The following is a 19751-nucleotide window of genomic DNA, read 5'->3' as shown; positions in this document are numbered from 1 at the left end:
ATAAATTATAAACAAGATTTACTTATCGATTGGCTTTTGTTCCTAAATTGGAGTAAAACTGAAGAGTCACTGAAATGAGGAACTGAATTTGGCTTCCAAAAACAAACTGATCCGCTACCAAGCAGCGGAAGTTACAAATGTCTTTAGTAAAGAAGATGAATTGATCAAGCAAGTCCAAGCGGATCAACTTTCTCAGGTTTTGCTACTGTGGCAAGTCAAAAGTCCGACTTTGGTTCTACCCGCTGGAAAAAAGTGGCCGACTTCAGGACCGCTCGAACAAGCTCTCAATGATTCAGGTTGGAAGTTATTTTCTCGTAAAACAGGCGGTGCTCCAGTACCACAAGTACCAGGCATCGTTAACCTTTCTCATATCTATCATTGGCCCGACGGACAACCTTACGACATCAAAAAAGCCTATCTCGACTTATGTTCTGTCCTAACGGTTTTCTTTGAACAACTCGGTGTTAAGGTCGATGTACATGCCACACCAAACTCCTATTGTGACGGGGACTACAACCTAAACATCAATGGACAAAAAGTGGTGGGAACCGCGCAACGTGTGTTGTTGAAGAAAGGCGGTGGGCAAATGGTGCTCTCTCAGGCCTGCATTCTTATTGATACGGACGTAGAAAAAATCGTTGAACCCGTAAAACTGTGCAATCAAATATGCGGTCACGACGACCATATTCGCGGTGACGTTCATACTCCCTTATTCACTCATATTAAAGAAAGACCGAGCGTGGATGCCTTGTTCCAAAAACTTACTCAGGCTTTCTTAGACCACGCATAAAGATAAACCAAGAACATAAAAAAGTGCAAAGCTACCACGTACCGATAGCTTTGCACTTGTTCTTCGATTTGATTGCTATTGAGTGTAATCGTTACGCTCGCTGTTTTTGTCTGAGAAGTACTCAATAAACTCAAACTGCATTCCATGATCTTCTAAGTAATAGACATTTTTACGAAATGGATGATCTGCCCCTCTGTGGTCAAGTTCATAGCCCACTTCTTTTAATCGGGTAATTAGCGCCTCTACATCGGGTACTGCGATACCAAGATGTTTCATGCCAGTAAAGTGTGTTGTCCAGTGACTAGCATCCCCATTACCACCATCGGAAATGGCAATATAAGAGTGCTCATCTCCAACATGGAACCACTCGATTGGACGACCAAACCAATCATCAATTTTTCCACTCCCACGAATCGTCCACTCAGGGATAGCGGTTGTTAAGAACTCGATGGTTTTACGTGCATCAACCACGGAGATATTGGCGTGTTCTACATAGCTTTTCATAACGTTGTTCCTTATTTCTTGTGTTTGTCGTTGTGATTTTCCTTTTGCTTGTAAAACACTTTAAAACCTCAAGCTAACTTTAGGTAAAGCAGTGATTTTAACGATACCGCGAGAAGTGAGATCTACTTCAAATATTTATCTGTGACAGAAATAGTTGAAGCCGACGCCTAAAAGCCTCAGAATGGCGCACTTTTCGCGTCGCACATAAATTCGACGCCTTGTTATCTAACTCAACAATTGAGAATCATACATATGGGTTTTACCTCGTTAGGTCTATCTGCTCCAATCCTTAAAGCTATTCAGGAAAAAGGCTACGACACCCCTTCGCCAATTCAGGCTCAAGCAATTCCTGCAATTCTGGAAGGGAAAGACGTCATGGCAGCAGCGCAGACTGGTACGGGTAAAACAGCGGGCTTTACGCTGCCAATCCTAGAACGTTTGTCAAACGGTCCTCGCGTTCGTAGTAACCACGTTCGTGCACTTATTCTTACCCCCACGCGTGAACTTGCTGCTCAGGTACAAGAAAACGTGTTCATGTACAGCCGTCACCTATCGCTAAACAGCGCTGTTGTGTTCGGCGGTGTTAAGATCAACCCACAAATGCAGCGTCTACGTAAAGGTGCTGACGTATTGGTTGCAACCCCAGGCCGCTTGATGGATCTTTACAGCCAAAACGCGGTGAAGTTCGACCAACTAGAAGTACTCGTATTGGACGAAGCGGACCGCATGCTGGATATGGGCTTTATCCGCGACATTCGTAAGATTCTTGATTTGCTGCCTAAGCAACGTCAAAACCTACTTTTCTCTGCGACATTCTCAAATGAGATTCGTGACCTAGCGAAAGGCCTTGTGAACAACCCTGTTGAGATTTCAGTGAACCCTGCAAACTCGACAGCACGCACTGTAGAGCAAAGCATTTACCCATCAGACGTGAAGAAGAAAGCGCCGATGCTGGTAAAACTGATCAAAGATGGTGATTGGAAGCAAGTACTGGTCTTCACTCGCACTAAACACGGTGCAAACCGCCTGGCGAAATTCTTAGTGGACGAAAAGCTACCAGCGGCAGCGATTCACGGTAACAAGAGCCAAGGTGCTCGTACTAAAGCGTTGGCTGATTTTAAATCTGGCGAGATTCGTGTACTGGTAGCAACAGACATCGCTGCACGCGGTATCGATATTCCTCAGCTTCCTCAAGTGGTTAACTTCGAGCTACCAAAAGTGGCAGAAGATTACGTTCACCGTATAGGTCGTACAGGCCGTGCTGGTGAAGTTGGTAAAGCTATCTCGTTGGTATGCGCACTAGAGGCACCAGAGCTTTTTGCTATTGAACGTTTGATTCAACAACTGCTTCCACGTAAAGAGCTGCTGGGCTTTGCACCAACCAATGTGGTTCCAGAATCTAAATTGGATACTCGCCCAATCAAGCCTAAGAAACCGAAAAAGCCTAAGAAGCCAAAAGCAGAAGGTGAAAACGGTCAAACCGCTGAGAAGAAAAACAGCGGCAGTAACTACAAACCAAAGCGTCGTTTCAACAGTGACAACAAAAATGGCAAGGGTGAAGCAGGTAAAGGCGGCGCTGGTAAACCAAAAGGCAATCGTGACGGTCAAGCTCGTTCAAACGGCAAGCCAAGCGGTAACAAGCCGAATAGCAACCAGTCTGGAGCGAACAAACCGGGCGCAAATAAAAACGGTAACGGTGGCAAACCATCAGGTAACCGCAAGCCTAACAGCGGCAAACCTGCAGACGCGAAGCCTTCAAACGGTAAACCGTCAGGACAACGTCGTAAGCCACGTCCGCAAGCTGCTAAATAATTGGATATCGAGTAAAACGACAAAGCCGCTGATAATCTCAGCGGCTTTGTTTTATACAGCAGTGAAAACAATTCTCTACCTGGTTTCTTAATATACGTTTTTTGAATTATTCTTTGGAATCTAGTATCTCTTTAATCTTCTTATAAGACTTTTTTTGAGAGTTGAAGATGATTTTATGCCCACCAAACTCTTTCTCTATGCCAGCAATCAGTTTCCGCCACTCAAGCAGATAAGCTACCATCGAGTAAATCAACACTCCAAATGTGAATAGTACAGGCATACCAAGGCTGAAAAATAGAACGGAATGAACTCCTACTTCAGGACTTATAACATCAGAACGTTTGAGCAGTTCTGCTATCCCAATACCAATACCAGCACCACCTGTCCCGATAAAAAAGGCAACAACATACAACGCATTTCGCATCTTTTTTAATGGAGCTCTTAGAAAAGGCATTCTTTGAAGGCTTAGAGCACCAAATACATCTACTTTTCTAAGTTCAATTTCATTACTTCTAACTACAATATAATTTTTATTATGGAATTTATTTTCATTACTAAAAAAAGCGCCAAAAAAAATACCCAAAAAATATGTTAAAATCAGAATAATGAACATATAAAAGTTAATATCAAAGATTTCCTTAGAACTTGTAATTACAGGCTCCATGATTAACATTGAAATATTAAATAACAAGTAGAATAGTCCCAACAAACCAAATTCAACTCTTTTTTTAATCAAACTCATCCCAAAACTAGAAAATGTATACAACGGTACAATACACGTTATTAAAAACATAGACCAACAAAAAATCTGAGGAATATAGTATTCAGAAGAAAAAGCATTACCTATTTGGAACGGCGCAAAGCAAAAAAAAGCTATTAATATAGAAAACCTTTTAGCCCCTTCATTTATTTTATTATCTGAGTAAACTTCCATAGTACCCCTTAAAACCCAAAAAATCCTGAACCATGCATTGCTGATGAGCCAATGTAATTATCAATATCACGCTTGTTTTTATCAATATCTTTATTGATCATATTTTCTATTGTCAATCCAGGAAAAGCGTCTTTTAAAAATAGTTTTACTTTATCTTTAACCTCATACTTTGTATCAAGAGCGTCAATCCCCCAACCGACTAAAAAAGACACTCCGGCAATACTTAAAAAAAGAATGCCTGCACTTAAAACTACCCCAAAACTACCTAAATACATAACAGCAAAAGCTAAGACAAGCATAGAAATTACTCCGGAGATAAAAAGCTTTGCTGTAGTTATGCCTAAAGCACCTAAAAACTCAGCAATATTTTGCTCTCCAATATCTTTTGTAAAAAACTCATATACATCAAAAGATGCAACAAAAACAAAAGATATAATATTTGTTCCCTTAAACGGATTTGCATTACTTGAAACGTTGTTTCTAAGATTTCTCCAGCTTCCTGATGCCATATCTTCTGAAGCTTGAATGATGGAGCTAAACATTTGAACTTTGTCAGCATCAATTCCGTAGTTTATACCCGTAAGAAATGCACGATTTCTGCGGTCTCCCTTAAACACAATACCAAGTTTCCCGCCCCATTGTGGCATGCTTTTAACAGTAAACCTCCCTTCAAATATAAACTCTTTTAGATACGCCAATGCAGCATCAGCCCCATATTTATTCTTGAAGTGTAAATAAACCCTGCCGTGCTCAACTGATTGGACCAGCATGGTGGCAACCATGTTTTGATCCCTATTGTCATTCGATAAGTGCTCGTACTGTTCCAGAGCCAGCAAACCATTTTCTGCTAAAGTGTCATAAAGTGCAGAAACTACCTCCTCTGATAGTTGGTCGATATCAAAGACTTCGCCGAGAAGGTTTTCTGGAAGAACTAAAGTAGAACTTGCTTTAAGGATAGTGATTACTTCATTATCACCATTATTATTAGGTTTAATAATTGTTTTTTGATTCTGGGGCTGAGCAGGACAAGTCAGTATCGCTGCTCTTAGATCCCCTGGTGATTTAATGCCATCTGTTGGAATTTTTTCTAGTATTTTGTAGCCTTGCCCATTCAAATACACTTCAAGAGAGTTACACGTACCCTCAATGGTATTTGGAATCAGCGTCGCCTTAGGCGTGAACTCTTTAGGTAGGGAGGGAGTACGTTTACCATTTACAGCAAATTGTATATCTAAATCCTGGCCACTTTGGTCATCGGCCCAAAACATATTTCCTGCAGAAACATTCAGTTCTACTGGCTCTTTATCATTTGCATCTGTTGTTTTTGAGCTGCCAGCATGAATCCATAGGTCATCTTTCATTAAATCTCTCTCCAGTAAACATCAAACGAAGCCTCTAAATCTTTGGTATTTATTAACGATGTTTGACCTTTGTCGTTAGTTTTACCAAAAATTTCCTTTCCATCCTCAAACACTATCTTGTATTGCTTGTTTGCATGTACAACACCTGTGGACTGGTCTTTCAATACAATGCGTTGGTTATAACGCATAAAAGACTCATATGGCGGAGCTTCTACAAAGCGAGATTTACCTTTACCCGGATTAATAGCGACTTTACCACCTTTGATGATACTCTCAGATCCACCATCTATCGTAATCGAAGAGCCATAGAGCTGAATCTTACCACTGCTTTTTAGTATTAATCCCGCATAGCCAACCTGAACTTTGATTTCCTCTCCAGAAATATAGGTCGTGTCTCCATCTGAGCGTATAGACGTATTACCTTGAACATCCACCGTGAGGTTTGCACCAATCCGTTGTAAATCATCACTTCCGACATCTACAGAACGACTATCTAGAATAGCGAGCGTCGCATTTCCTTCAACGTCTAGAGACGTGCTTTTGCCAATCATTGTTTGGCGGTTTTCATCAATGGATAGTGTTTGATTATTCGCGATTTGCTTTTTCTCATTAGCGTTGTAAGTAACGTGAACATCTTCCTCAACTTGCTCCATAAAGGTTTGCTTAGTGATGGAGGTTTTATGCCCGTCAATGACTTCTTTACGGTCGCCTAAGATGTTGTTTTCTTGGTTGTTGCCGACTTTTAACTCTTCATCATTACCGATATCTCGGTAACGGTTATTGAGCACTTTGGTCTTCATGTCTTTTTGAGCGCGGAAATGAACTTCTTCTTGGTCATTCTCATCCTCAAAGTACATTTCGTTGTAACCTTCGGCCTTGTGGCTTTGGGTTCTAAACACAGTGCGCGTTTTATTCTCTGGTAGCGGGTATGGTGGCGTGTGTAAACCGTTGTACACCGCACCCGTCACTAATGGCCGGTCTGGGTCACCTTCGAGGAAGGTCACAATTACTTCATGTCCAATGCGAGGTAGATAGACTGCTCCCCAGTTCGGGGCTGCCATTGATTGACTAACACGTAACCAACATGAACTATGTTCATCACTTTGTGTGTAGCGGTCCCAATGGAACTGAACTTTAATGCGACCATATTCATCGGTGTAGATTTCTTCACCCGCAGGACCAACCACAACGGCAGTTTGAGGACCATCAACGACAGGTGACGCCATTTTAGGTGCACGGAATGTCACATCTCGTGGTAGGCAGATAAACTGATTGTGATAAGTTGTAGGCTCATCACTCGACTCTTCCTCATGTACACGAGGGTTAAAGCCCGTGTGCATCACCGTCAACATGAGGTAATCACGATTGATGCCTGCGCGAGGATGCTGGCTGATATCGAAGCTGTAGCCTGAGGTAAGACGCATGATATCGCTCGCAGCTTCAATCTGATGGCTGTCCACCGTGTATTCGGACATCCACTCCGTTACACGTTGCTGCCCTGTGTCTGGTGAAGTATAACGGCCAAGATAGTCGTAACGCTGCAAATCAAAGTTTGGGCCTTCATCCGCACTTTTGCCTTGTGGGATTTTCGGCGTGAGATAGTTGTAATCGCCATAGCTGACGATGCCAGTGCGAGTACGATGCGTTTGTTCGAGGTCGAAGATGTGTTCTCGATCTGGCGTGCCACCACCTTGGGCATGATAAATCACAGGTCCTAGGTAAGAAGCATTAGTAGGTGAACTGATGAGCTCAGGTATCGCATCGTTGCTATCGACAATGACCATGGTATGCCCAGTAGTGCCGTGCTCAAAGTAATACCAAAGGCCATGCTCTGCCATTAATCGCTGCACAAAATGCTGGTCGTTTTCACGGTATTGGAGAACGTACTCTTTCGCTTCGTATTGCGCTGACAACTCAAAGCGGTAATCGCTCATTCCTGCATCATCAAAGACCTGACGAATGATGTCGGGAACCGCCTGCATCTGGAAGATGCGACAGTCTTGGCGTTGAGTGAGAAACCAAAGGTGTGGAGCCAAGGTAATATGATAGCGCGAGAAGCGGCGACCAGAGCCTAAGTAACGAAGCTCAGAGATACTGCCGTTAAACTGGCGAGCCGTTCCCACACCTTGACCAAACAGGCTCAGGACACCCATTTTTCGGCTTAAGGCTCCAAACGTGATGGCATCGTCATCGGACAGCACCGTCAGGTTCATTTCAAAGGGGGAAGAGACTGTTTCCGTAATCCGAAAGCTTTCGACTTTAAATGCACCGGAGAACCCAGCCACATCAAAGGTGAAATCTACATCATTAACCATACCGTTCGACTCTTATGACAATGAAGAAGTGTGTAAACACCCCTACAGACGCTAAATTGGCCAAACTGTATCAAGTTATATGACGTCCATCACCGTGATGAATTAACAGATAATTTGCACGTTAGACTAGGTATTTATTGGGGAAAAATACGCCGATCATCTGTGACACCAAAAATATGACTTTTTGTATGGTTATTTAATCGGTCATGTACCGATTTTGAATGTGTCAGTATGTGACGTAACTCGGCAAGAATTGTTCTGAAGCTTTGAACACGCCTTTAATTACTTACTACTCATCAGCAATCACATCGTAAACCACGTCGACAAGTGGCAAAGCCATTACGACAACAGCCCCTCACAATGAGGGGCTGTTTTTGGGTAGTATGGCGAATAACAGGCTTAGATTAATGCCACTCCATTTCACCACTCAGCACTTTCGCGCCCAGTTCAAGATCGCCTTCTGTGGCAGCAAACTGCGGGTACTTAGCCTTCATCGCTGCCGAAATCTCGCTTGATGATGGCTTGCTTGATTTTTCTAACGTTTGTTCGATGTCTGCGATGTAGTTCATAGTGAATTGAACACCTTCCACACCTTTCGGCATGTCACCAAGGTAGTGTCCCGGAATCACGGTTTTTGGTTTCAGTGCTTTCATGCGCTCCAGCGATTGAGACCATTGGGTACGCTCTTGTTTCGACTGAGTGTCCGCCATCCAAACATGAACGCCACTGTAAACCGATACACCACCAAATACCGTCTTCTCCGAAGGCACCCAAAGGTAAGCGTCATGAGTATTGATTTCTTTTACTTCAATGCGCTTGCCTTCAAGCATCAGAGTGGTGTCATTGAGTACAGTAGGCACAACAATTTTTGATGGTGCGCCCTCTTCTAAAATCGGTCCCCAATACGCCAGTTTCGCGTCTTTTGTTCGCTCGATATGTTTAACAACCGCTTCACTCGCAACCACTTTGACATCTGGGAATGCCGCAACAATAGGCTCTAAGCCAAAATAATAGTCTGGGTCACCGCTGCTGATGTAAATCATCGACAGTTCTTTGCCACTCTCTTTAATCTGTTCCACCAGTTTTTTTCCGTCTTTGACGCTAAATTGTGCGTCAAACAACATCAGCTCTTTTTCACCAGAAACAAGCACAGAGCTTGCAGGGAAGATCGCATTTTCACCGAGGTTGTAGTGGGTAATCGCTAAGTCCGCAGCCGACACATAGTTCGATGCCGCTAGTGCGGTGACCAGTAGAGTAATTGAACGCTTATTCATCATCTTATTCCGTGTTAGAGAACCAACTCATGCGGCTCGTTTCATGTTGAGGCCATCTTATTTGATTGGTTTTAGATGAAATAGACAGCAAATTAACTTTCACTATTGCGAAATTCGGTCATATACTGTGACAGTGATTTTCCTACGGTGAAGCAACAGAATGGATAGACTTGAGGCAATGAACGTCTTTGTCACAATTGTAGAGCGTGGCAGTTTAAGTGCAGCAGCAGAGCATCTCGACATGTCCCGGACCAAAGTGACACGTTATTTAGGTGAGCTCGAAAAGTGGATGGAGACTCGTTTACTCCACCGCACAACTCGAAGCCTTAGTTTGACCAGTTCAGGGAAAGAAACACTGCAAATAGCACGCGAATTGCTTGCACTTGAAGACTCGTTGAGTGGTATCAGAAATAAGGATAGAGCAAGCCTAAAAGGGCAATTGCGCATTACTGCAAGCTACTCTATTGTCAGCAGTTTTTTAATTGATGCAATCACAAGTTTTGTCGCTCAATGGCCTGAAGTATCGATTGATATTTTATCAACGGATGAAACAGTAAACCTTGTGGATTCTCGTATCGACCTTGCTATACGCATCACCAATGAGTTGCCTTCTAATGTCGTCGCGAAACAATTAGGCGAATGCCGCTCGGTGATTTGCGCGTCACCTCAATACATTGAAGAAAATGGCGCGCCTTTAAACGTCCAAGATCTTGGTCATCACAATTGTTTATCCTTTAGCTATTTCGGTCGTTCTGAATGGCGATTTGAAGGGGCAAATGGAACAGAGTCTGTATCGATTAACGGGAACATCAGCGCCAACACACCAGAAGTACTTTTAGCGGCGGCATTGAATGGGAATGGAGTGAGCTTACAGCCTTTTCCCGCGGTCAAACATTTACTCGATGACGGGAAATTAATTCATTTGCTCCCAGAGTGGCAGCCCAAAACACTCGGCGTACATGCCATTTATGCCACTCGCAAGCAAATGACGCCCGTACTAAGAGCATTCATCGATCACTTATCAGACAGCATAGAGAGCTCACCAATTTGGTAGATTAGCTTTCCAAATTATTCACGTCACAACAAACATCTAATGATTACTTAAATTGAAAGCCGCTGAAATTTTCGGCGGCTTTGTTGAAGTAATTATCGAATGTTACTGGAGCGGCGTGATACGTATATCCGCTATTTGCGCTTCATTCTTTTCGCCATCCACGCCACCTGAATAAATGTAGGTTTCATTGGATTTCAAATAACTCATATTGAAATGATCTTTGAGAACCAATCGGTATGATTTGCCTTGCTCCAAGGGAACTTCAATCGGTGTTGAGTAACGCATTCCCTTGTTCTCACCAATATGGCCCATTTGAATGTAACCTTTCCCAACTGACTGACCTGACTCATCAAGAACTTGGAGCTCTTTAACTGCGTTAGTAATACCGGTATTTAGTTGGCCTAGGTTATTGTTATACCACGCTGCCAACTGGTATCGTCCGTTGGTAGGAACGGTGAAAGCACTCAGACCATTTACATCACCACTGTCTTTGCTCACCGTAACCACATCAACATCGTCTGTTAAAGGTTGATACTCCCCCTCTAATTTCACGCGAATTTCTTGGCCGATACACATTGGCTCACTTGGGTTGGAGCGGAAACCTTGCTCGTTAATGCTTTCAGCTAAGTAACATGAAAAACCATTGAGCGTATCGCTGAACTGCTTACCGTTTACATTATTTTGGATAAGCTGACCATTTCGGTAGAGGTTGATGTTGTAATCACTGGTGACATCAATCGTGACGTTATCTCCCGTGCGAGAAAGTTCCAAGTTAGGCTCTTGCGGAGAGTAAACTTGCGCACTTTCTGTTGCGTATGGCTTTACACCTTCAATAACGTTGACGCTGCTCTCATCATTAACAACATTGCCGAGTGTGACAGAATAATTACCGTTAGCATCAACACTCACCTCGTTAACGGGGTAATAACCTTTTAGTTCTCCATCCGCCTCAGGAAGATTAACCGTAACGGAGTACGTTTTTCCTTTGAAGCTAAAGTTTTCCAACGTGATTTGGTCAGACTGAGCAAAAATCTGGTTTCTTACCAAAGCGGTAATAAACGGTTTCACTTCCAATTGGCCTGTTTCAGTGTGAATACCAAAGATAGTTTCGACCACCATATTGAGGTAACCACCTACCGACCATAACTGGCGCTGGGAGTTAATTACAGGGCCATCAAGAGAAGCATCTGCACCATGATCACTGTGAATAATGAACGATTTGCCAGACAACCACTCCAAGTTTTCCATATTTGATAGGTTCGTTGCGGTGCCGCGAACTAGGGATTGAATCGCATTGTTAGCCGCTGCCACGTTTTGAGTTTGATGTGCAGCGCGCAAGCTATATGCGGTGACAAATGGCCAAATAGCACGGTTATGATACACAGGAACATCAGGTTGTTGAGGGAAATAAACTGGCACACCAAACTCACTGTGAGGATAGTTTTCCATGATTTGCTTCGCTTGTTCATTGCTTGCAATACCGCTTATGATCGCCAGCGCTTCACCAAGCATGTCATATTTGTCGACCGCAATATCTTGCCCGTTATCGAACAAGTAACTCACGTACATACCACGCTGTTCATTCCAAAACTCGGTATTGATTGCCGTTTTTAATTGCTCAGCCCAATCTGCGTATTTCACTGCGTTTTTTGAGTCAAATTGTTCTGCCAACTTCGCCGCTAAGCGCATTGCTCGATAGTGAACCACGTTAGTAGACAACGCTTTGCTACTACCAATCTCATTAACATCATTAAGCGTCCACGTAGAGTATGTCTGCTCGCGCCAGTCCAAGAACGACTGTTCTCCCGTGTAGAGACCTGAATCTTGATCAAACGCCGCTAAACGGTCGGCTTCTAGCGTGTTGCTAACTGCGTTGTAAGCGCGCTCTGCGAATTGGTTGTAAGCTTCGCCATCCAGTGCCGACAGTAAACGTTCTGCCCCTAGCGCCCAAGTTGTTCGGTCGGTACTGATCGGCCAACTGCCACCAGTGCCTGTATCTTGGACGATTTGCTCACCATCGTATTGTTGATCAGTTGATTCTCGGAAGGCTGATAACTTGAATTCCAAACCGTTTTCAACACGCGTAGGATTCATCAACGCAAGGGAAAGGTCGGCCGCATATGCCAAATCACGAGTCCAAACGTAATGCCACTTGGCACCTGTCTCAAACACTTCTGCCTTTATTGGTTTGTTGTAATTGTAATTACCGTCTTTGATCTCAGACACCGCAAGTTGATCGAGCTCTTTCATCGTCAAAGCGAACAGTGCATCAAACGCGAGATCGCCAGAAACAACACGAGGCCCTTCTTTCTCCGTAATCACCATGCCTTGATCCAGAGCGTCTCGCAGTTCCGTCGTGGTTGAGATGCCAAACTCGCGCAGATCTGCTTTAGGATCTTTGACAGAAAAAGTCACCGTTTCATTACTGTCATCGTAGTTTCGGAACAGTTTTAGCTCTTTATTTTGATGCCCCTCATGCACCATTTCAGGGTCCAAAATAGCATCTGAGTAGTACTTCTCCGCCTCTTCTTGCGTGGCTTTTGTTACGGTCATCGTCGCGCTGCTTTCATCCGCAAAACTCACAGAGAACTTATAGTAACCTTTATCTTCAAACGTGATTTCCGAATTGCAGTCATCATTCATACATGCTTCATTCGTCTCTGGTTTTGGTAAGTAATCCTGAGCTTCATCAAACATCGCAGGCTGTTCAAAATGGGTGTATTGAATTTGCCAGCCAGGATCGGCAATCTTGAATTGATTACTACCTCGCGCTACACGCAGAGCCGTCTCATATTCGTTGTTCCCTAAATAGTTCAGCTTCGCGTGTTCCGCAGTCCCCCAATCGCCATTCAATCCGCGCAAGTAAAGATCTTCCGAAATAATGGGTTTATCGACGATCTCCGTGGTATCAGAATCTGAACCACATCCAACTAATCCCATCGTTGCAGCAACAGCAAGCGCAATAAAACTTGGTTTCATGTTCATCCCTTAGATTGTTATTTTGGCGACAGTCTAAGGAACACGCTCTTCAGAGAAAAATAGGTAACAGCGCCAGCTTTATAGACAATATCTATATGTTGCTCACCAATAGTGATTTAGATCTATGAAACACTAATAAATTCAATTATGTCAGATAGCAGATTTGTGATTTATAAAAGAAATTGTGCACAATACCTTCAAGAAACCTTGTTTAAAAAATGGAATAACAATGGACAAATCTCTACAGCAATTTTTACTGATTGCTCGCTGTCAAAGCATAAGTGCCGCCGCAAGGATGGCCGGACTAAGCCAACCGACAATGACGAGTAATTTAAAAAAGCTGGAAGAGTCTCTTGGCGTCACACTCTTTGAACGCCACCAAAGCGGCATGGTTCTGACCGAGTTTGGTCGTATTCTCTATCGTCATAGCGATGCGATGCAGCACGAATACAATCAAATGATGCAGGGCATTGAAGAAAGGAAGCAGTATCAAGTCGGCAAAATAAAAATAGGAGCCGGGGACGCTTGGTGGCCTTTGTTCGTAAAGCAAGCCTTAGATGAACATTTGTCTCATCAACCATCCGCATCTACGCACGTCGAATTTGGCAATCATTTAGGCTTAATGGATTCTTTGATTAATGAGCAAATTGAATTCTTCATTGGTCATGAAATTGTAGGGTTGTCGTCAAAGTGTGATGTTACTTTTATTCCTTTATTTCAAACTGTTGACGCTTACTTTGTCTCTCCCAATCATCCACTTTTGGGTAAAGTGGTGACGAAACAAATGCTCCATGAATACCCCGCCCTATCCGTCACTTATGATGCAAAAAAGTTTAACCATGTTTTAGACAACCCAATTCCCAAGCAAAACGAAAGGGAACGTCAGCAACTTGATAACCGCCCAACTTACGAAGTCGATTCGTTACTCGCGAGTATTGATGTACTAAAAAGTGGCATAGCCGTAATGTCTTATACCAGCCACCTGAGCGACTACTTACAATCGTTAGGGTTGAAAATCTTAACCGTAGACTCACAGCCCAAGCCGGGTACTGTCGGCATCTATCGCCATAGAAGGGAAACCTCGGAATCTCACTTGGCTTTGATTGCACACATTACTAAGTTAGCCCAAAATTTAAGCTAATCACTATTGAGGTAACCCAATGACATACGATGAATTTAATCAATTCTGTGGCTCATTCACTGCCACTTCTCATGTGGTTCAATGGGGTGATGCACACGTTTGGAAAGTCGGTGGAAAGGTATTTGCTATCGGAGGCTGGAGTAAAGACAAGCAGCCTGCATTTACGTTTAAGACTTCTCCTTTAAACTTCGATTTTTTAAGTGATTATGAGGGCTATATTCCTGCCCCTTATTTCGCAAACCGTGGTATGAAGTGGATTCAACAAACGGAAACCTCCGGACGCCTAGACGAAGAGCTAAAGTACTATTTATCAGAATCTTATCGATTAGTTGCACTTGGCTTGAGTAAACGAAAACGCGAAGAATTGGGCATTAATGCCAGAGCTAAATTGGCAAGTTCGCAATCAAGCAAACATGCACCTAAGGAATGGTGATAAGCCATACCAAAGTACCTTGGATGCGATGAGTTACTGGCCAGAAAAAGAGACGGCGGTTGCTGCCAGATTGAACGAGAATAGCCAGATAGAATGCATTTCAGCGTTCGGGTTTGAATCTTTGCTTGAAGGCCAGATTACTTACAATCCCAAGCGAACATTAATGCTGTTTCAATCTCGGGTAGAATCCAAAAACTGGCTAATCACATGGCCTCAATTGCAGGTTGCCGTCTAAACCTTGTTTATTCCGGAAACTGGCTATGAAAACGCTCAATCAAGAAGTCCAAAAACAAACGAAGTCGCTTGGGTTGATACTGGCGGCTCAAGTAAATCACGTTCAAATCTGCACCTGCAGAAGAGGTCGATGCGTTGAAGTTCTTCATATAGCCATTTAACACCGTCACTAAACGCTGCTGTTTGATGTCTTCTTGCACATCGAGAATCGATTTCAACGCAATACCGGCCCCATCTAACGCCCATTGACGAATCACTTCGCCATCATCAGAAAACCGCTTCGGTACGACAGTAACTACATTGTGCTGCCCTTCATCTTGAAAGTGCCATGTTTTCAACTCTTCATTGCTGCGAACCATGGCTAAACAATCGTGCTGTGCTAAATCTTGTGGCGTGATCGGCGTGCCTTTCTTTGCCAAATACTGAGGAGAAGCGCAAAGCACTCGGCGACTGGACGCCAGTTTGCGAGAGATAAGGTTGCTGTCGGCTAGCTCCCCATATCGGATAACAATATCCAAACCGGACTCCGCCAAGTTGGATAAGTTATCGTTCAAATACAGATAAGGGATCACATCGGGATAGAGCTGACTAAATTCCGACAGTATTGGCGAAATATATTGCTTACCAATATCACGAGGAGCCGAGATCTTAAGTGTGCCGCGCACTTCTTTGGTGCCAGTTTGGAGTAAGTTTTCCGTCTCTTTAACGCTGTCGATGATTTCCAAACATGCCTGATGGTACATAGCGCCAGAGTCCGTCAGTGAAATATGCCTTGTACTGCGATTAAGTAATTTCACCCCATAACGGTCTTCCAGCGACTGCAATCTTGCCGTTACTGTTGCTGGCGATAAGCCAAGCTCTCTACCAGCCGCTGCCAGCCCTTGGTTCTTCACTATGCTGACAAACAACGTCATATCCGAAAACTTGTCCACATTACCTCCGAAATTTCATTGTTCGACTGAGCTGAATAATCAATTCAAATATTACCCAATTATCAAATTTCTTCCAATCAATATACTGGCTCCAACAAAACGAGATTGGAGAAACAAATCATGAAAACAGAAAAAACTGTCTACGTCGTACTAGGTGGCACATCAGGTATTGGTGCTGAACTTAGCCAACAACTTGCAAGCGACAATGCGGTTGTCCACGTAGCAAGCCGCAAAACAGGGTTAGACATCAGTGATGAACAGTCGGTTTACCACTACTTCGAAACCATTGGTGCTTTTGACCACCTGATCGTCACAGCAGGTTCTTATGCTCCGGCAGGCAAAGTGGTGGATGTAGAAGTTTCCCAAGCAAAATACGCGTTCGATACCAAGTTTTGGGGCGCCATCAACGCGGCAAAACATGGCGCACGCTACATCAAGAAAGGCGGCTCAATCACGCTAACTTCCGGCATGTTATCGCGCAAAGTTGTTGCTAACACCTACGTCAAAACTGCCATCAACGCGGCTATTGAAGCGACCACGAAAGTACTGGCGAAAGAATTGGCTCCTATCCGAGTGAATGCGGTCAGCCCAGGTTTGGCTAGAACTGAGGCGTATCAAGGCATGAATGAAGACGATAGAAATGCCATGTTCAAACGCACACAAAATAGCTTGCCCGTAGGCAAAGTTGGTGAAGCCAGTGACGTTGCAAAAGCTTACCGACTTCTGATTGAAAACAGCTACATGACTGGCGCCGTGATTGATGTTGATGGTGGCGCACTGCTTGGCTAACAACACACGCTTAGCTAACCGCAAATAAAAACAAGGTGTCAGAGCAATACAAAAACATGGCACCAATGGGTTCAAACGAAATAAAAAAAGAGACTCCCCCATGAATAAAGAAAAAATGCCGCTGCAGGTATGGATCCTAACGCTTGCAGCTTTTGCTATCGGTACCGCGGAATTTGTTATTGCAGGAATCCTTCCTCAAGTTGCCAACTCTTTGTCCATCACGGAAGGGCAAGCGGGTTATCTAATCAGTGCCTACGCGCTTGCCATTGTGTTTGGCGGCCCGCTACTTACGATTTACTTAGCGCGCTTTAACAAGAAAGCCGTACTAGCTGGGCTAATGGTGCTGTTTATTCTCGGCAACGTATTGTCCGCTTTCGCACCGAACTACTTTGTGTTGATGGTCAGCCGAGTGATCACGGGCTTGGTTCAAGGTCCTTTCTACGGTATCGGAGCCGTGGTCGCGACTAATTTGGTTTCAGAAAAAATGGCAGGCCGTGCAGTCGGACAGATGTTCGCAGGCCTAACACTGGCTAACGTTTTAGGTGTGCCTGGCGGTACTTGGATTGGCTTGCAATTCGGCTGGCACACCACTTTCTTAACCGTTGCCGCTTTTGGTTTAGTGGCTCTGTTCTTCATCACTTCAGTGATCAAATCGACTGGTCATGGCGAAGCAAAAGATGTCAAAGCGCAATTGGCTGCGTTCAAAAACCCAATGCTACTTATCAGCCTTGCGATCACCGTATTTGCTTGGTCGGGGTTTATGACTTTGTATGGTTACATCGCCCCTATCGCCATGCACATCACTGGCTTTGGTGAAAGTGCCGTGACTTGGATTTTGGTTATCGTCGGCGTAGGTCTGATTGTTGGCAACACCATGGGTGGTCGTTCATCGGATAAAAGCCTACAAAAAGCGTCCATGTTCTGGGCTATCGCGATGATTGTGTCACTCGTACTGGTCGGCCTAACTGTCGACAGCAAAGTTCTGTTTATTGCCACCGCCTTTGTATTTGGTATTGCGTCATTCGCTAACGTGCCAGCAATGCAGCTTCGAGTAATGAACCACGGTGGTGAAGGTCAAGAATTAGCGGCGACGGCAAACATCTCAGCGTTCAACTTAGCCAATGCCTTTGGCGGTTTCTTAGGCGGCATGGTGCTCGATAGCCAAATGGGCGCAGGCATGATCCCTTACGCAGCCATCATTGTTCCACTGATTGGTTTGCTATTTATCGCCAAGGCGAACCGCAAAGAAAGCAAACAAACCGAACTAGCACCAAGCTTCAACAACTAATTTCATCCCTACTGGTAGCCCTGACTTAACGCCTCCCGAAAAGGCGGGGCTACCCAATTAAATCACTAGGAAAACACTATGAAACTCTACATTTACGAACATTGCCCATTCAGTGCTCGCGTCCGCTACATTGCTGGCATGCTGAATATCCAACTCGACGTCATCAATATTGCTTATGACGATGACAAAACCACAACAGACCTGATTGGAACCAAACAAGTACCACTTCTTATCAAAGACAACAGTGAAGCGATGGCAGAAAGCCTAGATATCATCGCTTACTTCCTTGAGCTGGCAACATCAAGTGAAACAAGCCAGCCATCTCAACAAGCGCTGGATTGGCAAAAAATCGCGTTCCTTCCACTACAAAAAGTGGGTTACCCGCGTTGGTCAAACATGGATTTGCCAGAGTTTGCCACTCAGTCTGCACAGCTCGCTTGGCGCGCGAAAAAGGAAACTGACGCACTCAATTTTGACGCACTTTTGCAAGACACACCAAACATTGCCAAAGAGGTAGAAGCGCTCATCGAACGTGCGAAAAGTGTGTTGAATCTCGATTCCTACCAGCATGTGACTTTGATAGACGAAGCGATCTTATTTTCTATTTTGCGCGGGTTCTTCAGTGCCGCAGAAATCCAATGGGACAACGCCGTGAAAGATTGGATGGAATCTGTAAGCAACAAAACCCAAGTACCACTACTTAAGTAAGGAACCAATCATGAGCAAACTATTTGAACCAACACAGTTGAAACAACTGAATCTACAAAACCGCGTAGTCATGGCTCCAATGACCCGAGCGCGCACCAGCCAACCGGGCAACATTCCAAACCAAATAATGGCGACTTACTACAAGCAGCGCGCAACCGCGGGCTTAATTATCTCTGAAGCCACCCAGATTTCAGACGATTCGCAGGGTTACTCATTCACACCAGGCGTCTACACTGATGAGCAAGTGGCAGGCTGGAAAACCGTCACTCAAGCAGCAAAAGAGCAAGGCGCAGCTATGTTTTGTCAGTTATGGCATGTTGGCCGTGTATCACACCCGACATTCCAAAAAGGCGAACAGCCTATTGCCCCATCAGCACTAAAACCTGTAGAAACCCAAGTGTGGATTGCCGACGAACAAGGCAATGGCAACATGGTCGATTGTGTAAAGCCTCGAGCCATGACTCAATCGGATATTGACCGTGTAGTGAGTGATTTCGCCCATGCAGCAAAACGTGCGATTGAAGCAGGCTTCGATGGCGTTGAAATCCACGGCGGTAATGGTTACCTGATTGACCAGTTCCTACGTACCAATTCAAATCACAGAACCGACAACTACGGCGGTACTCGCGAAAACCGACTTCGCTTTTTATTAGAAGTGGTCGATGCGGTGAGCGAAGCCATTGGTGCCAACAAAGTGGGAGTACGACTCGCACCTTTCATCACTTTCAAGGACATGAACTGCCCAGACATTGTGCCAACCATCCTCGATGCATCGAAACAACTTCAAGCTCGTGATATTGCGTACTTGCACCTGTCTGAAGCCGATTGGGACGACGCACCAGTGATTCCAGAAAGTTTCCGCATCGAACTGCGCGAATACTTCACTAACACGATTATCGTCGCTGGCAGTTATACCCAAGATCGTGCTGACGAGGTACTTGAGAAGGGTTATGCGGATTTAGTGGCGTTTGGACGCCCGTTTGTTTCTAACCCAGATTTGGTGGCGCGCTTAAAGCACCACCAACCTCTGGCTGAACTGGACGGCTCTACATTATTTGGTGGCAATGAACACGGCTATACGGATTATCCGGCGCTTGGTTGAAAGGCTTTACCCGCTTCCGATAGCGATTCATAGCGTGCCGTATTTCTCAGATTAATCAGTTGCTATCCCATAAAGGGAAAAGCGCAACGCAGCTCAACGTT

16 protein-coding genes and 1 pseudogene are annotated in these 19751 nt (G+C 44.4%); 10 read left to right on the top strand and 7 right to left on the bottom strand.

Annotation, left to right across the window (positions count from 1 at the left end):
• The first annotated feature begins 88 nt into the window (after nt 1-88).
• On the top strand, nt 89-790 hold the full coding sequence (locus C1S74_RS19950) for a lipoate--protein ligase family protein (protein WP_045397217.1): 702 nt from the start codon (nt 89-91) through the stop codon (nt 788-790).
• Nucleotides 791-865: 75 nt separating this feature from the next.
• Here the strand turns inward: C1S74_RS19950 and C1S74_RS19945 are convergent, their stop codons facing one another.
• The gene (locus C1S74_RS19945) at nt 866-1294 is read right to left on the bottom strand and encodes a VOC family protein (RefSeq protein WP_045397213.1); all 429 of its coding nucleotides are present in this window, start codon (nt 1292-1294) and stop codon (nt 866-868) included.
• A gap of 252 nt (nt 1295-1546) precedes the next feature.
• Here C1S74_RS19945 and C1S74_RS19940 point away from each other — a divergent pair, with 252 nt between their 5' ends.
• Nucleotides 1547-3106: a DEAD/DEAH box helicase gene (locus tag C1S74_RS19940; RefSeq protein ID WP_045397211.1), complete on the top strand. Its 1560-nt coding sequence runs from the start codon at nt 1547-1549 to the stop codon at nt 3104-3106.
• Between the two features lie 106 nt (nt 3107-3212).
• Here C1S74_RS19940 and C1S74_RS19935 read toward each other — a convergent pair whose 3' ends face one another.
• The 4 genes from C1S74_RS19935 to C1S74_RS19920 all read right to left on the bottom strand — a co-directional run bounded on the left by C1S74_RS19935 (nt 3213) and on the right by C1S74_RS19920 (nt 8990).
• A complete protein-coding gene (locus C1S74_RS19935) occupies nt 3213-4040 on the bottom strand; it encodes a hypothetical protein (RefSeq protein WP_045397209.1) in 828 nt (275 codons plus the stop codon).
• Nucleotides 4041-4048: 8 nt separating this feature from the next.
• Nucleotides 4049-5401, bottom strand: coding sequence for a hypothetical protein (locus C1S74_RS19930; RefSeq protein WP_045397207.1), 1353 nt, complete (start codon nt 5399-5401; stop codon nt 4049-4051).
• Nucleotides 5401-7716 (bottom strand): type VI secretion system Vgr family protein, encoded by a 2316-nt coding sequence (locus C1S74_RS19925; protein WP_045397206.1) that lies wholly within the window; start codon nt 7714-7716, stop codon nt 5401-5403. The genes C1S74_RS19930 and C1S74_RS19925 overlap by 1 nt, the downstream gene beginning before the upstream one ends.
• Nucleotides 7717-8120: 404 nt before the next feature.
• Nucleotides 8121-8990 carry a Vmh family MBL fold metallo-hydrolase gene (locus C1S74_RS19920; RefSeq protein ID WP_045397204.1) on the bottom strand — a complete coding sequence of 290 codons (870 nt, stop codon included), beginning with the start codon at nt 8988-8990 and terminating at the stop codon, nt 8121-8123.
• Between the two features lie 160 nt (nt 8991-9150).
• Between C1S74_RS19920 and C1S74_RS19915 the strand changes: the two genes are divergently transcribed.
• Nucleotides 9151-10044 carry a LysR family transcriptional regulator gene (locus C1S74_RS19915; protein WP_045397201.1) on the top strand — a complete coding sequence of 298 codons (894 nt, stop codon included), beginning with the start codon at nt 9151-9153 and terminating at the stop codon, nt 10042-10044.
• Nucleotides 10045-10146: 102 nt separating this feature from the next.
• Here the strand turns inward: C1S74_RS19915 and C1S74_RS19910 are convergent, their stop codons facing one another.
• Nucleotides 10147-13023, bottom strand: coding sequence for an MGH1-like glycoside hydrolase domain-containing protein (locus C1S74_RS19910; RefSeq protein ID WP_045397198.1), 2877 nt, complete (start codon nt 13021-13023; stop codon nt 10147-10149).
• A 229-nt stretch (nt 13024-13252) separates the two neighbouring features.
• On the opposite strand from C1S74_RS19910, the gene C1S74_RS19905 reads away from it, so the two are divergent.
• The 3 genes and pseudogenes from C1S74_RS19905 to C1S74_RS19895 all read left to right on the top strand — a co-directional run.
• Nucleotides 13253-14164, top strand: a complete 912-nt coding sequence (locus C1S74_RS19905; protein ID WP_045397195.1) for a LysR family transcriptional regulator — start codon at nt 13253-13255, stop codon at nt 14162-14164.
• Between the two features lie 19 nt (nt 14165-14183).
• Nucleotides 14184-14597, top strand: a complete 414-nt coding sequence (locus C1S74_RS19900; protein ID WP_045397194.1) for an MmcQ/YjbR family DNA-binding protein — start codon at nt 14184-14186, stop codon at nt 14595-14597.
• Nucleotides 14539-14832 (top strand): annotated as a pseudogene (locus C1S74_RS19895) (nucleotidyltransferase family protein); the annotation flags it as partial. The gene C1S74_RS19900 and the pseudogene C1S74_RS19895, both read left to right, overlap by 59 nt.
• A 7-nt stretch (nt 14833-14839) precedes the next feature.
• Here the strand turns inward: C1S74_RS19895 and C1S74_RS19890 are convergent.
• The gene (locus C1S74_RS19890) at nt 14840-15763 is read right to left on the bottom strand and encodes a LysR family transcriptional regulator (protein WP_045397191.1); all 924 of its coding nucleotides are present in this window, start codon (nt 15761-15763) and stop codon (nt 14840-14842) included.
• A 120-nt stretch (nt 15764-15883) separates the two neighbouring features.
• On the opposite strand from C1S74_RS19890, the gene C1S74_RS19885 reads away from it, so the two are divergent.
• From C1S74_RS19885 to C1S74_RS19870, 4 genes are all read left to right on the top strand, one after another.
• A complete protein-coding gene (locus C1S74_RS19885; RefSeq protein ID WP_045397189.1) occupies nt 15884-16552 on the top strand; it encodes an SDR family oxidoreductase in 669 nt (222 codons plus the stop codon).
• A 100-nt stretch (nt 16553-16652) separates the two neighbouring features.
• Nucleotides 16653-17840, top strand: a complete 1188-nt coding sequence (locus C1S74_RS19880) for an MFS transporter (RefSeq protein WP_045397186.1) — start codon at nt 16653-16655, stop codon at nt 17838-17840.
• Between the two features lie 78 nt (nt 17841-17918).
• On the top strand, nt 17919-18548 hold the full coding sequence (locus C1S74_RS19875) for a GrxB family glutaredoxin (protein WP_045397185.1): 630 nt from the start codon (nt 17919-17921) through the stop codon (nt 18546-18548).
• Between the two features lie 10 nt (nt 18549-18558).
• On the top strand, nt 18559-19650 hold the full coding sequence (locus tag C1S74_RS19870) for an alkene reductase (protein ID WP_045397182.1): 1092 nt from the start codon (nt 18559-18561) through the stop codon (nt 19648-19650).
• Nucleotides 19651-19751: the final 101 nt, after the last annotated feature.

The organism is Vibrio hyugaensis (assembly GCF_002906655.1).
In the GTDB taxonomy this organism is placed as follows: Bacteria; Pseudomonadota; Gammaproteobacteria; order Enterobacterales; family Vibrionaceae; genus Vibrio; species Vibrio hyugaensis.
This window is presented reverse-complemented; position numbering and strand designations above follow the sequence as displayed.

Coding starts and splice junctions, on each gene's coding strand:
- C1S74_RS19945 (WP_045397213.1), bottom strand. CDS start 1,294: ATGAAAAGCTATGTAGAACACGCCAATATCTCCGTGGTTGATGCACGT.
- C1S74_RS19940 (WP_045397211.1), top strand. CDS start 1,547: ATGGGTTTTACCTCGTTAGGTCTATCTGCTCCAATCCTTAAAGCTATT.
- C1S74_RS19935 (WP_045397209.1), bottom strand. CDS start 4,040: ATGGAAGTTTACTCAGATAATAAAATAAATGAAGGGGCTAAAAGGTTT.
- C1S74_RS19930 (WP_045397207.1), bottom strand. CDS start 5,401: ATGAAAGATGACCTATGGATTCATGCTGGCAGCTCAAAAACAACAGAT.
- C1S74_RS19925 (WP_045397206.1), bottom strand. CDS start 7,716: ATGGTTAATGATGTAGATTTCACCTTTGATGTGGCTGGGTTCTCCGGT.
- C1S74_RS19920 (WP_045397204.1), bottom strand. CDS start 8,990: ATGAATAAGCGTTCAATTACTCTACTGGTCACCGCACTAGCGGCATCG.
- C1S74_RS19915 (WP_045397201.1), top strand. CDS start 9,151: ATGGATAGACTTGAGGCAATGAACGTCTTTGTCACAATTGTAGAGCGT.
- C1S74_RS19910 (WP_045397198.1), bottom strand. CDS start 13,023: ATGAAACCAAGTTTTATTGCGCTTGCTGTTGCTGCAACGATGGGATTA.
- C1S74_RS19905 (WP_045397195.1), top strand. CDS start 13,253: ATGGACAAATCTCTACAGCAATTTTTACTGATTGCTCGCTGTCAAAGC.
- C1S74_RS19900 (WP_045397194.1), top strand. CDS start 14,184: ATGACATACGATGAATTTAATCAATTCTGTGGCTCATTCACTGCCACT.
- C1S74_RS19885 (WP_045397189.1), top strand. CDS start 15,884: ATGAAAACAGAAAAAACTGTCTACGTCGTACTAGGTGGCACATCAGGT.
- C1S74_RS19880 (WP_045397186.1), top strand. CDS start 16,653: ATGAATAAAGAAAAAATGCCGCTGCAGGTATGGATCCTAACGCTTGCA.
- C1S74_RS19875 (WP_045397185.1), top strand. CDS start 17,919: ATGAAACTCTACATTTACGAACATTGCCCATTCAGTGCTCGCGTCCGC.
- C1S74_RS19870 (WP_045397182.1), top strand. CDS start 18,559: ATGAGCAAACTATTTGAACCAACACAGTTGAAACAACTGAATCTACAA.